This window comes from Pseudomonas sp. FG47, assembly GCF_057809115.1.
Genome location: NZ_JBMDJI010000002.1, coordinates 57,547 through 68,733, shown reverse-complemented (window position 1 = coordinate 68,733; position 11,187 = coordinate 57,547). Strand labels below are relative to the sequence as shown.

The 11,187-nt window shown below is 66.6% G+C and carries 11 protein-coding genes; 7 read left to right on the top strand and 4 right to left on the bottom strand.

Features of this window, described 5'->3' with window-relative positions; translation table 11 throughout:
• The first annotated feature begins 10 nt into the window (after positions 1-10).
• Genes ACODS5_RS03065 through ACODS5_RS03040 form a run of 6 tightly spaced genes read left to right on the top strand, consistent with a single transcriptional unit; the run spans position 11 to position 7,166 of the window.
• Positions 11-1,438 (top strand): MBOAT family O-acyltransferase, encoded by a 1,428-nt coding sequence (locus ACODS5_RS03065; RefSeq protein WP_134692120.1) that lies wholly within the window; start codon positions 11-13, stop codon positions 1,436-1,438.
• Positions 1,439-1,447: 9 nt separating this feature from the next.
• Positions 1,448-2,542, top strand: coding sequence for an alginate O-acetyltransferase (locus tag ACODS5_RS03060; RefSeq protein ID WP_489107874.1), 1,095 nt, complete (start codon positions 1,448-1,450; stop codon positions 2,540-2,542).
• A gap of 19 nt (positions 2,543-2,561) precedes the next feature.
• Positions 2,562-3,191 (top strand): alginate O-acetyltransferase AlgF, encoded by a 630-nt coding sequence (locus ACODS5_RS03055; RefSeq protein WP_134692118.1) that lies wholly within the window; start codon positions 2,562-2,564, stop codon positions 3,189-3,191.
• Between the two features lie 8 nt (positions 3,192-3,199).
• Complete coding sequence (locus tag ACODS5_RS03050; protein WP_489107873.1) at positions 3,200-4,597, top strand: alginate O-acetyltransferase AlgX-related protein; 1,398 nt, start codon at positions 3,200-3,202, stop codon at positions 4,595-4,597.
• Entirely contained in the window at positions 4,588-5,718 is a 1,131-nt protein-coding gene (locus tag ACODS5_RS03045) for a polysaccharide lyase (protein ID WP_489107872.1), read from the top strand. Before ACODS5_RS03050 ends, ACODS5_RS03045 begins: the two co-directional genes overlap by 10 nt.
• A gap of 14 nt (positions 5,719-5,732) precedes the next feature.
• Positions 5,733-7,166 carry a right-handed parallel beta-helix repeat-containing protein gene (locus ACODS5_RS03040; protein ID WP_489107871.1) on the top strand — a complete coding sequence of 478 codons (1,434 nt, stop codon included), beginning with the start codon at positions 5,733-5,735 and terminating at the stop codon, positions 7,164-7,166.
• Positions 7,167-7,247: 81 nt separating this feature from the next.
• Here ACODS5_RS03040 and ACODS5_RS03035 read toward each other — a convergent pair whose 3' ends face one another.
• Complete coding sequence (locus ACODS5_RS03035; protein WP_134692110.1) at positions 7,248-7,679, bottom strand: GNAT family N-acetyltransferase; 432 nt, start codon at positions 7,677-7,679, stop codon at positions 7,248-7,250.
• Positions 7,680-7,704: 25 nt separating this feature from the next.
• The gene (locus tag ACODS5_RS03030; RefSeq protein WP_134692109.1) at positions 7,705-8,091 is read right to left on the bottom strand and encodes a DUF488 domain-containing protein; all 387 of its coding nucleotides are present in this window, start codon (positions 8,089-8,091) and stop codon (positions 7,705-7,707) included.
• A 127-nt stretch (positions 8,092-8,218) separates the two neighbouring features.
• On the opposite strand from ACODS5_RS03030, the gene ACODS5_RS03025 reads away from it, so the two are divergent.
• Positions 8,219-9,835, top strand: a complete 1,617-nt coding sequence (locus tag ACODS5_RS03025; RefSeq protein WP_489107870.1) for an inorganic phosphate transporter — start codon at positions 8,219-8,221, stop codon at positions 9,833-9,835.
• A 66-nt stretch (positions 9,836-9,901) separates the two neighbouring features.
• Here ACODS5_RS03025 and ACODS5_RS03020 read toward each other — a convergent pair whose 3' ends face one another.
• Both ACODS5_RS03020 and ACODS5_RS03015 read right to left on the bottom strand, forming a co-directional pair.
• On the bottom strand, positions 9,902-10,597 hold the full coding sequence (locus tag ACODS5_RS03020; RefSeq protein WP_489107869.1) for a glutathione S-transferase N-terminal domain-containing protein: 696 nt from the start codon (positions 10,595-10,597) through the stop codon (positions 9,902-9,904).
• A gap of 31 nt (positions 10,598-10,628) precedes the next feature.
• A complete protein-coding gene (locus tag ACODS5_RS03015) occupies positions 10,629-11,144 on the bottom strand; it encodes a GNAT family N-acetyltransferase (protein WP_134693177.1) in 516 nt (171 codons plus the stop codon).
• Between the last annotated feature and the right edge of the window lie 43 nt (positions 11,145-11,187).

Below are 11,187 nucleotides of genomic sequence, written 5' to 3'. Positions count from 1 at the left end.
GCCACCCAGCATGATCTTCGCCTCCAACGTGTTCCTGTTCCTCTACCTGCCGCTGTTCCTGGCCATCTACTACCTGGCCCGGCCACGCTGGCGCTCGCTGGTGATCGTCGCTGCCAGCTACATCTTCTATGCCTGGTGGCGGCCGGATTTCCTGCTGCTGTTCGTCGCCATCACCGCCTGGAACTACGGCTTCGGCCTGGCCATCAAGGCGCGCCTGGACGCTGGCGCCAAGCGCGTCGCCCTGCGCCTGCTGTGGCTTGGCGTGGCCGGCAACCTGGCCACCCTCGGCTACTTCAAGTACGCCAATTTTGGCGCCGAGATGCTGGCCATGCTGCTGGCGCCGCTGGGCATCAACACCTGGACCCTGGAGACCATCTTCCTGCCGCTGGGCATCTCGTTCTACGTGTTCCATGCGCTGAGCTACATCGTCGACATCTACCGCAAGGACGCCACGCCGACCCGCAGCTTCATCGACTTCGCCGCCTTCGTCGCGCTGTTCCCGCACCTGGTGGCGGGGCCGATCCTGCGCTACAGCCAGCTGGCGCCGCAGCTGCGCCAGCGCAGCCACTCGCTGGAGCTGTTCTCCCTGGGCGTGTGTCGCTTCATGCTCGGGTTCATCATGAAGGTGCTGATCGCCGACCGCCTGGCGCCGATCAACCTGCTGTTCATCGGCGAGGGCAGCTTGCAGTTCAGCGATGCCTGGTTCGGCCTGCTGGTCTCGACCCTGCAGCTGTACTTCGACTTCGCCGGCTACAGCCACATGGCGCTGGGTCTGGCACTGATGATGGGCTTTCGCTTCCCGGAAAACTTCAACCAGCCCTATGTGTCGCAGAGCATCACCGAGTTCTGGTCGCGCTGGCACATGACCCTGGCGCACTTCCTGCGCGACTACGTGTACATGCCGCTGGTGCGCAAGCGCGTGGCCGGCGCCCTGCCGGCGCTGGTCTGGACCATGCTGCTGTCGGGCCTGTGGCACGGCGCGAGCTTCGCCTTCATCTGCTGGGGGCTGTTCTTCGGCCTGGGCATGGTGCTGGAGCGCAAGTTCGGCCTGGCCACCAAGGTCAACACGCCCTACCACCTGGGGCGCAACCTGCGCACCGCGCTGCTGGTCATCCTCAGCATGCCGCTGTTCTTCACCATGGACCTGCGCCACAGCCTGGCGATCTACCAGGCGCTGTTCGGTTTCAACGGCCTCGGCTCGCTGGAACTGTACGTGCTCGGCGCCTCGAAGATGGCCATGGCCTTCGCCCTGGTGGCAGTCGCCTGGCTGCTGCTGGCCGGGCTCAACAACGTGCGCTTCTACGCCGGCAACCAACAGGGCTACTTCATGCGTCACGTGGGCGTGCTGCACAGCCTGCTGCTGTGGAGCGGCTTCCTGCTGGCCCTGAGCAGCCTGGCGGCCAGTTCGTTCTCGCCGTTCCTGTATTTCCAGTTCTAGGAGAACACCGTGTATCCGGTGATGAATTCGGCCAGCAAGGCCAATGGTGTGATCTTCGCGCTGGTGCTGGCGGCGATGTTCGTCTACTCGCTGCCGCCGGTGTTCAGCTTCGCCCGCACCCAGGGCGACGCCTGGCACCTGTTCGTCGACGGCAAGCTGCTGCGCAGGTTCGAGCAGGCCTACGACAAGCGTTTCTTCCTGCGCGAGCCCTCGGTCACGCTGTGGGCCGATGCCCAGTTCCAGCTGTTCGGCGAGGGCACCCAGGGCGTGGTGCTGGGCAACGAGGGTTGGCTCTACACCAACCAGGAATACCGCGTGCCCAACGACCTGGACGCCAACCTAGACAGCCAGCTGGCGCAGATCGCCGACATCGAGCGGCAACTGGCCGCGCGCGGCAAGCATCTGCTGCTGCTGCCATTGCCGATGAAGCTGGATGTCTACGCCGCCCACGCCGCGCGGGCCTTCGACCCACGGGTGCAGAGCCTCTATGACCGCTTCGTCGCCGACCTTCGGGCCCGCCAGCTGGATGTGGTGCCGCTGCGCGAGGCGTACCTGCGCAACCTGGCCGGACCGCGCCTGTTCCTCAAGTCCGATACCCACTGGAGCCCGGACGGCGCGCGCCTGTCGGCCTACGAGCTGGCGCGCCAGCGCCCGCAGTTGCTGGGTGATCAGACATACCTGTCGCGCCCGACCGGCACCAAGCAGGTCAAGGGCGACCTGATGAACTACCTGCAATTCGATCATGCCCGCCTCGCCCCGCAATTCGGCGCCAACACCATCGAGCTGTACGAAACCCTCAAGGCCGCGCAGAACAGCGACGACCTGTTCGCCGAGCAGCGCCAGAGCCTGCTGCTGGTGGGCACCAGCTACAGCAAGATCGACGACTGGAACTTCGTCGGTTTCCTCAAGGAAGCGCTCAACCGCGACCTGCTGAGCATCGCCGTCGAGGCCCGCGGGCCGTTCGAGGCGATGCAGCAGTTCCTCGCCAGCGAGCAATCGCGCAACCCGCAGATCGACACCGTGATCTGGGAATTCCCGCTACGCACCCTGCTTGCCCACCGTCCCGGCACCCTCGCAGGCCCTACCCAGCCCGCGCATTTCTGACGTTTCAAGGAGAAACCCGATGAAAATCCCGCCCCTGTTCGCCGCCCTCGCCCTGGCCGTCGCCAGCCATACCGCCGCAGCCGCCGAAGGCAACGCCGACCTGTACGACGCCGTGGCCCCGGCCGACTCGGCATTCGTGCGCGTGCTCAACCTGTCCGAAGCCAGCGTCGATGTCAGCCTCAGCGGCAAGGTCAACCCGCAGAAGGTAGCCCCTGGCCAGCTCAGTGGCTACCGCTTCGTGCCCGCCGGCGTGCACCGCATCGGCATCGGCGCCAAGGCCATCGAACCGAACCTGGCAGCCAACGCCGCCAGTACCGTGGTCTACGACGGCCAGCAGTTGCGGCTGATCGCCGACCAGTACGTCAACGAGCCGAAAAAAGCCCAGGTGGCCTTCTACAACCTCACCCCGGCGCAAGCCATGCTGCGCACCGCCGATGGCAAGCACGAGGTGGTCAAGGCCTTGGCCAACGGCCAGACCGGCGCGCGCATGGTCAACGAGATCAAGATCGACTTCGCCGCTTACGTCGGCAACCAGGAAGTCGCCAGCTTTGACGAGTTGTTCCTCAAGAAGGGCCGTTCCTACAGCTACGTGCTGCTGCCGGGCAACCGCAGCCTGAGCCTGGCCAACAGCATCGACCCGACCGAGTGAAACGCGCCATGAGTCCCCTCCTCCCCTTCGGCCTGGCGACCACCCTGGCGCTGCTGAGCCTGCCGGCGCAGGCCGCGCAGCCGGTGGCCGACAGCGCCTGCGACAACCTGCAATGCATGATCTGCCCGGCGCTCGCCGAGCCGCAGCGCTATGCTGAAGGACGCATGAAGCTGATGCGCCAGATCGTCCCCGGCAAGGAGCGCTGGCTGTTCCGCTCGATGGTCGACCTGACCAACGACTTCGGCATCCCCGCGCCCATGCGCCCGGAGTTCGCCCGCCTGATGGACGCCTTCCACCGCCAGGGCATCCAGGTGGCCATGGCCATCCAACCGACCCGCGGGCTGATGCATCGCGACAAGCTGTATCCCGACCAGTTGCATGGTTTCGACCATGCCAGCGCCAGCCGCAACTTCGACGCCTACCTGGGCCAGTTGCGCCAGGGGGGCGCGGTGGTCGCGCCGATGGTGCAACTGCTGCGCACGCCGCCCAAGGGCGAGTATTTCTTCCGCCGCGACCACCACTGGACCCCCACCGGCGCCGAGGCCACGGCGCAGCTGCTGGCCGAGGAAATCCGCCGCCAGCCGTTCTACGCCGGGCTGAGCAAGAAGCAGTACCGTACCGAGCCTGGGGTCATGGTGCCCAAGGACGGCACACTCAACCTGGCGCTGAGCTACATCTGCGGCAACAACTACGGTTTCCAGTATGTGCGCGGCTACCAGACCATCCCGGTGGCCGACAGCAGCGACGCGCTGTTCGACGAGGCGCCAGACCCCGAAGTGATCCTGGTCGGCGACAGTAACGCCGCGGCCCGGGAGGACGAGAGCAAGCAGTTCAATTTCGACGGTTACCTCAAGCAATACCTGAGCGTGGACATCCTCAACTATGCCCTGCCCGGGGTCGGCGAGGACGGCTCGCTGCTGGAGTACCTGCTGTCGGCCGACTACAAGCCCGAGGCGCCGCCCAAGCTGGTGATCTGGGAACTGCCGGCCAACTACCGGCTGGACTCGCCGTTGATGTACCGGCAACTGGTGCCGGCGATTCAGGGCGGCTGCAAGGCGTCCACCGAGGTATTGGGGTCCAGGCTGCAGCGTCCGGCGCTGAAGGTAGGCGAGCGCATCGAGCTGCTGAGCAATGCCGGCAGCGCCCGGCAGTCGTTGAACGCAGGCTTTCTCGATATCCGCCTGAGCGACAAGAACGTGCGCGACTTCTACATCATCGTCTATTACGACAACGGGGCCCGTGACAAGGTGTGGTTTCGCCGCGAAGCGGCGGTGAGCGGCGGCCAGTATTATCTGGAGCTGAGCAAGGCACCCGAGTTCGCCGGGGCCAACCTGCTGTCGGTGTTCCTCGAGCCGACCAAGGCCGGCACCGCGGCCACCGAAGTGCGGACGCGGCTATGCCTGTGAGCGCCAGCGCGGGGCAAGCCCGCTCCCACGGGGTCTGCGCCGGCCTGTTGCTGATGGCCTCGCTGCTGTCCCAGGCCCAGGCCGCCCAGTCGATCTGGCCGCCCCGCGCCACCGCGCAAGCGGCCATGATCGACGACTACCGCAGCCTCACCTGCAACCAGCAACCGCCCGCGCCCTACACGGGCAGCCTGCGCCTGCAAAGCAAGTACGACCAGCGCGACGCCAGCAAATCGACCCTGCGTGCCAGCCCCGACGCCGACAGCGAACGCATCGCCAAGCAGGTCAAGCAGTTCATCGGCGGCCTGATTTACGCCGGCAAGCGTTTCCAGCGGGCGAAGAAGCCGCAGGAGGCCAACCGGGCCCTGGCCTGCCAGGACCAGTGGCTGGAACACTGGGCACAAGCCGATGCCCTGCTCGCCCCGGACGCCTCGGCCAGCGGCATGGCCGCGCGCAAATGGGCGCTGGCGGCCATGGCCGGCGCGGTGCTGCTGACCCAGGCCGCGGCGGACGGCAAGCGCCCGCTCAGCCCGGCGCAACAGCGCTGGTTCACCCGCCTCGGAGAACGGGTGATCGACGAATACGACCCGCGCCGGCACTCCACCACGGTCTACTTCAACAACCACGACTACTGGGCCGCCTGGGCCGTGGCCGCCGCCGGCATGCTGGTGGGCCGCGACGATTTCATCCAATGGGCCGACGGCAACCTGCGCCGCGGCCTGGCCCAAGCCGTGCGCCATGACGATTATGCCTACCTGCCGCTGGAAGTGGCGCGCGGCAAGTTGGCCGCCAACTACAGCCAGTACGCCCTAGTGCCGCTGGTGCTGCTCAGCGAGTCGGCCCGGGCCAACGGCCTGGCCTGGTCCGAGGCCGACCAGCGCACCCTCGACCAACTGGCCAGCTTCGCCGCCCGCAGCGTGCTCGCCCCCGACACCCTGGCCGAGCTGAAGGGGCGTGACCAGGCCGACGTCGCCCCCTACAAGCTGGCCTGGCTGATTCCGTTCCTCGCCCGCCAGCCCCAGCACCGCCTGGCCCGCCAGCTGTACGACAGCGAACAGGGCGAGGTCGACAACTACAGCCAGGTTGGCGGCCCGTTGAAGCCAGCCTACCCCCACCTGCCTTGAACAAGGACGCTCCCATGGCACCGCTCAGCCGCTTCGCCCTCACCTGCCTGGCTGCCCTGCTGCTGGCCAGCACCGCGCAGGCCAGCCCCAGCGTCGAGCCCATCGACCCGGCCCAGCACCAGCAGTACATCGCCCAACTGCGCCAGCAGGTCCGCGCCGCAGTGGCCCTGGCGCCGGTCCAGCGCGCGCAACCCACCGGCCGCGCCAGCATCAGCCTGCAGCCGATGTTCTCGGCCCAGGCCGGCAGCTGGCCGTTCGAGCCCTTCGTCAACAACGGCCTGTTCCGTGCCATCGCCGGCTACCAGGCGCACCACCCGCAGGCCGTGGTGCTGCGCGGCGGCAGCATCACCCTGGCGCAGTTGCATGACGCCCTGCACGACCCGCGCATCCTCAAGCGCTACAAGGACGGCTACCTGCTGAGCTATCCGTTGATGATCGGCGCCGATGCCGGGTTGCTGCTGGAGGATAGCCACCTGTACCTCTACAGTTTTTCCGGTACCGCGTTGATCAACCAAGGCTGGCTGGGCCTGCGCCGCTCTACCCTGGAAAGCTTGAGCGGTGACAAACCCGGCGCCACCGACCGCGCCTGGCGGCCATTCCTGGTGGCCTGGGCCGGCAGCCACACCGAGGTGATCGACTCGCGCCTGCGGCGTCTGGGCTACAACGCCAACCTGTCCCGCGGCCTGAGCACCGCGCTCAGCGCCCAGCAACCCGCCGCCACCCGCCCGGCCACGCTGGTGGTGGAGGCCAGCCAGTTCAGTGAAATGTCCAGCGGTGTCGAGTTGCAGCACAGCCAGGCCGTTATCACCCACAGCCGCTTCGAGCAGTCCCAGCAGTACGCAATCGACGCCCGCGACAGCCAGTTGAGCCTGCACGACAACCAGCTGCGCGGCATCGACAACAACAGCGGGGTGCGCCTGCGCGGCCAGAGCCGCGCCTTGCTCGAAGGCAACCTGATCCTCGGCGCGGCCAAGGCCGCCATCGAGATCAGCGACCAGCGCGGCCCGGTGCTGCTGACCGGCAACCGCATCGGCGACAGCCGCGGCAACGGCATCCAGCTACGCAACCTGGCCCCCAGCGCGGCAGATCCCTTGCTGATCGACGCCAATCTGCTGGCCAGCAGCCAGGGCAGCGCGATAGATGCCGCCGAGGTGACCGGCCTGGCCCTGGTGGATAACCGCATCGGCAATACCCCCGAATATGCCCTGAGCCTGCGCAACAGCACCCGGCAACCTGGGCCGCTGCTGGTCAGCGGCAATCATCTGGGCCAGGTGGGCAAGGCACTGGTGCGGGTCGAAGGGGTGAACGAAGTGTGGCTGGGCGGTAATACCTTCGATGGCAAGGCGCTGCTGCAGAACCTGCTGATCGGTGATCTGTTGCCGGTGCAGGGGCAAGTGCTGGAGGCGACAGTGGCGCAGGGGCGGATGGCGCGGGTGCGGCAACACTGATGCGCCGCCCAGGCATGATCCGGTAGGAGCCAGCTTGCTGGCGAACCAGACGTCGCAGTGGCAGGCACCCACCAGGCCCTGTCAAGCCACTGGACGCTGCATACGGACGAAACACCCATCCGCGCCCATTTCCACGAAACCATGGCGCAAGTACAGCTGCCGCGCTGGGTTACTGCTGAATACCATCAGCCGCAGCAGCGGCAGGCGACGCTGTACTGCCCAGCCAGCGAGCGCCTCCAGCACCCAACTGCCCACACCCCGCCCGCGGTGCTCGGGCAACAGGTGCAGTTCGCGGATGAACAGCGCCTGGCGGTCCTGGCTGAGGCTGCAAAAACCCAGAACCTCGCCGTCCTCTTCCACCAACCACTGCTCGCGCCAGCCCCAGGCCTGGTCGAAGGCCTCCTCGATCCACAGCAAGTCGAATTCACGGTAGTACGGCAGCATCGCGCGGCGGGTCAGGTCGCGGGCGAAAGTGCGGTGGCTGTCATTGGCCGGGGTCAGTTGCAAAGGCATGATGCTCCATGGCTGGGCAAGCCTCTCATTGGCCATAACAGACCGGGGAACTGCCCGGCCCTCGGCGGTCCAACTCGGCCTCCAGCCACTCGGCCAGCACCTGGGCATTGTTGTGGACGGTGTCCTTGCCGGCGTAGAGCAAGGTCAGGTCGCCTTTGCCGGCCAGATCCAGCAAGGGGTACCAATGTTCGGGGTGGGCAGCCAGCTCCTGCTGGTAACGCCGAGTGAAACCGGCAAAGTCCAGCGCGCCGGCATGGAAGGCCTTGCGCAGCTCGTCGGACGGCGCCACCTCGCGCAGCCATTGGCCGTGCAGGTCGGTCTTGCGCTTGTTGCGCGGCCACAAGCGGTCGACCAGCACGCGCTGGCCGTCCTGATCCTCGATGGCATCGTAGACACGTTTGCAGCGGATCATCGGGTGGTCTCCTGCGACATCGTTCCCCAGCAAGCCTAAGACCTTCATTGACGGAGGTCACGCCCTGGTCACGAATTGTTTCTATCCTTTTGGCTTCGGCATCAACGCCCGCCTCACCGGAGCCCCCATGGCTACCCCCTCCCTGGCCCACCCACCAGGCCTGGTCCAGCACAACCCGCGCCCGCAACTCAACCATAAGCCTGGCCGCGCCACCCTGGTGCTGTTCTTCGGCCTGCTGCTGGCCGGCCTGGCCTACACCTTCTGGAGCCTCAAGCAGGACGTCAGTGCCAGCGGCGCCACCGTCACCACCCTTACGCCCTTCCTGCTGCTTGGCCTGGCGCTGCTGATCGCCCTGGGCTTCGAGTTCGTCAACGGTTTCCACGACACCGCCAACGCCGTGGCCACGGTGATCTACACCCACTCGCTGCCGGCGCCGGTGGCGGTGGTCTGGTCGGGCTTGTGCAATTTCCTCGGCGTGCTGCTTTCCAGCGGCGCGGTGGCCTTCGGCATCATTGCCCTGTTACCGGTGGAGCTGATCCTGCAAGTCGGCTCCTCGGCCGGCTTCGCCATGGTCTTCGCCCTGCTGCTGGCAGCGATCATCTGGAACCTCGGCACCTGGTGGCTGGGCCTGCCGGCATCGTCCTCGCATACCCTGATCGGCTCGATAATCGGCGTGGGCGTGGCCAACGCGCTGATGCACGGACGCGACGGCAGCAGTGGCGTGGACTGGACCCAAGCCAGCAAGGTCGGCTATGCCCTGCTGTTCTCGCCCTTGATCGGTTTCGCCTGCGCGGCCCTGCTGTTGCTGGCCCTGCGCGCGCTGGTCAAGCGCCGCGAGCTGTACCAGGCACCGCAGGGGCAGACCCCGCCGCCGTGGTGGATCCGCGGCGTGCTGATCCTCACCTGTACCGGCGTGTCGTTCGCCCATGGCTCCAACGACGGGCAAAAGGGCATGGGGCTGATCATGCTGATCCTGGTGGGCACCTTGCCGATGGCCTACGCCCTGAACAAGACCATGCCCAGCGAGCAGGCCCTGCAGTTTTCGGCAGTCGCCGAAGTGACCCGCCAGGCGCTGGTGCGCGCGGCGCCGGAGCCGGCCCCGGTCGATCCGCGCCAGGTCCTGACCGCGTTCATCGGCGAGCCCCGGGCCAGCGCCGAGCTGGTCCCGGCCCTGGCCGCGCTAACCGGCATGATCGGCGAGGAAGTCAAGGGCTATGGCTCGTTGAACCGCGTCCCGGCCGAGGCCATGGCCAACGTGCGCAACGACATGTACCTGACCAGCGAAGCGATCCGCCAGCTCGAAAAACAGCAGTTACTGGCCTTCGACGCCGACACCCAGCGCCATGTACAGTTGTTCAAGCGCCAGCTGGACGACGCCACCCGTTATATCCCGCTGTGGGTCAAGGTGGCGGTGGCCATCGCCCTGGGCCTGGGCACCATGGTCGGCTGGCGGCGCATTGTGGTGACGGTGGGCGAGAAGATCGGCAAGACCCACCTGAGCTATGCCCAGGGGGCTTCGGCGGAGGTGGTGGCGATGTGCACCATCGGCGCGGCGGACCTGTTCGGCCTGCCGGTGTCGACCACCCATGTGCTGAGTTCGGGCGTGGCCGGGAGCATGGTCGCCAATGGTTCGGGGATCCAGCGGCGCACGCTGGTGAACCTGCTGATGGCCTGGGTACTGACGCTGCCGGCGGCGATGTTGCTGGCAGGATGCTTGTACTGGTTGTTGAACCAGATCCTTTGAGGATCTTGCCGCTGGGGGCGCAAAGCACCCCCTACAAGCCCAAGTCGAGCGCCAATACTCAACACCTTAGGCCGGAATCTGCAGGCCCCGCTGCACGGCCGGACGCTCGAGGAAGGCCGCCAGCACCCGCTGCACTTCCTTGAAACGCTCGAACTCCACCAGGTCCCGGGCGTTGTAGCGCTCCACCAGGTTACGCACCCAGGGGAGGATGGCGATATCGGCGATGCTGTAGTCATCGACCATCCACTGACGGCCTTGCAGATGACGGTCGAGCACGCCCAGCAAGCGCTTGGACTCATTGACGTAGCGGTCGCGCGGGCGCTTGTCCTCATAGGCCTTGCCAGCGAAGAAATGGAAGAACCCCACCTGGCCGAACATCGGCCCGATGCTGCCCATCTGGAACATCAGCCACTGCAGGGTCAGGTAGCGCTGGGCCGGGTCGTGGCTAAGCAACTGGCCGCTCTTTTCCGCCAGGTATTGCAGGATCGCGCCCGACTCGAACAACGCCAGCGGCTGTCCACCTGGCCCCGCAGGGTCGAGGATCGCCGGAATCTTGTTGTTGGCGCTGAGCGAGATGAACTCCGGGCTCAGTTGCTCCTCGCTGTCGAAGCTGATCTTGTGCACCTCGTAAGGCAGGCCGATCTCCTCGAGCATGATCGACACCTTGACGCCGTTGGGCGTGGCCAGCGAATACAGTTGCAGGCGCTGCGGGTGGCGGGCCGGCCATTTGCGGGTGATGGGGAATGCGTTGAGGTCAGACATGCTCGCGCCTTGGCAGTGGGAAAGGGTCAATCTAATCGTCCGCAGGCATCCTGACCATCACCCAGTCTCGGTGGCGCTCATCGCCGCAGGGAAAGATCGCCTCCCCCACCTTGCGAAAACCGTTGCGCTGGTAAAAGCGGATCGCCCGCGCATTGCCTTCGTTGACGGTCAGGCGCACCGCGCCGGGCGCCTGGGCCAGGGTGACCTCGAGCAGTTGCTGCGCCGCGCCCAGGCCGTGGGCACAGGGCACTACATAGCAGCGGGATATCTCGACCAGTGGGTCGGCGTCGGCGATACCCAGCGTACCGGGGGCCAGATCGAGCATGCTGTAGCCCAGCACCTGGTCCACCTGCTCCACCACCAGCAGGCGCTTGTGCGGGTCGCGCAGATGGGCCTGGAAATGCTCGGGCTGCAGGTTGTGCGCGATGTAGTGTCGCAGCGCCGCAGGCGCGCTGTCGGGCGGGCTGGCCAGGGCAAAGGTGGCCTGGCCAACCTGGCTCAGGGCCACACAGTCGTCACTGCGGGCCGGGCGAATCTGGTAGGGCATGGCAACATCCTGTCGAGCAGCCGGATTGCCTGCGACAATGCCA

Bases quoted from the DNA above. Each gene is read 5' to 3' on its own strand.
- ACODS5_RS03065 (WP_134692120.1), top strand. From the start codon at position 11: ATGATCTTCGCCTCCAACGTGTTCCTGTTCCTCTACCTGCCGCTGTTC.
- ACODS5_RS03055 (WP_134692118.1), top strand. From the start codon at position 2,562: ATGAAAATCCCGCCCCTGTTCGCCGCCCTCGCCCTGGCCGTCGCCAGC.
- ACODS5_RS03050 (WP_489107873.1), top strand. From the start codon at position 3,200: ATGAGTCCCCTCCTCCCCTTCGGCCTGGCGACCACCCTGGCGCTGCTG.
- ACODS5_RS03045 (WP_489107872.1), top strand. From the start codon at position 4,588: ATGCCTGTGAGCGCCAGCGCGGGGCAAGCCCGCTCCCACGGGGTCTGC.
- ACODS5_RS03040 (WP_489107871.1), top strand. From the start codon at position 5,733: ATGGCACCGCTCAGCCGCTTCGCCCTCACCTGCCTGGCTGCCCTGCTG.
- ACODS5_RS03035 (WP_134692110.1), bottom strand. From the start codon at position 7,679: ATGCCTTTGCAACTGACCCCGGCCAATGACAGCCACCGCACTTTCGCC.
- ACODS5_RS03030 (WP_134692109.1), bottom strand. From the start codon at position 8,091: ATGATCCGCTGCAAACGTGTCTACGATGCCATCGAGGATCAGGACGGC.
- ACODS5_RS03025 (WP_489107870.1), top strand. From the start codon at position 8,219: ATGGCTACCCCCTCCCTGGCCCACCCACCAGGCCTGGTCCAGCACAAC.
- ACODS5_RS03020 (WP_489107869.1), bottom strand. From the start codon at position 10,597: ATGTCTGACCTCAACGCATTCCCCATCACCCGCAAATGGCCGGCCCGC.
- ACODS5_RS03015 (WP_134693177.1), bottom strand. From the start codon at position 11,144: ATGCCCTACCAGATTCGCCCGGCCCGCAGTGACGACTGTGTGGCCCTG.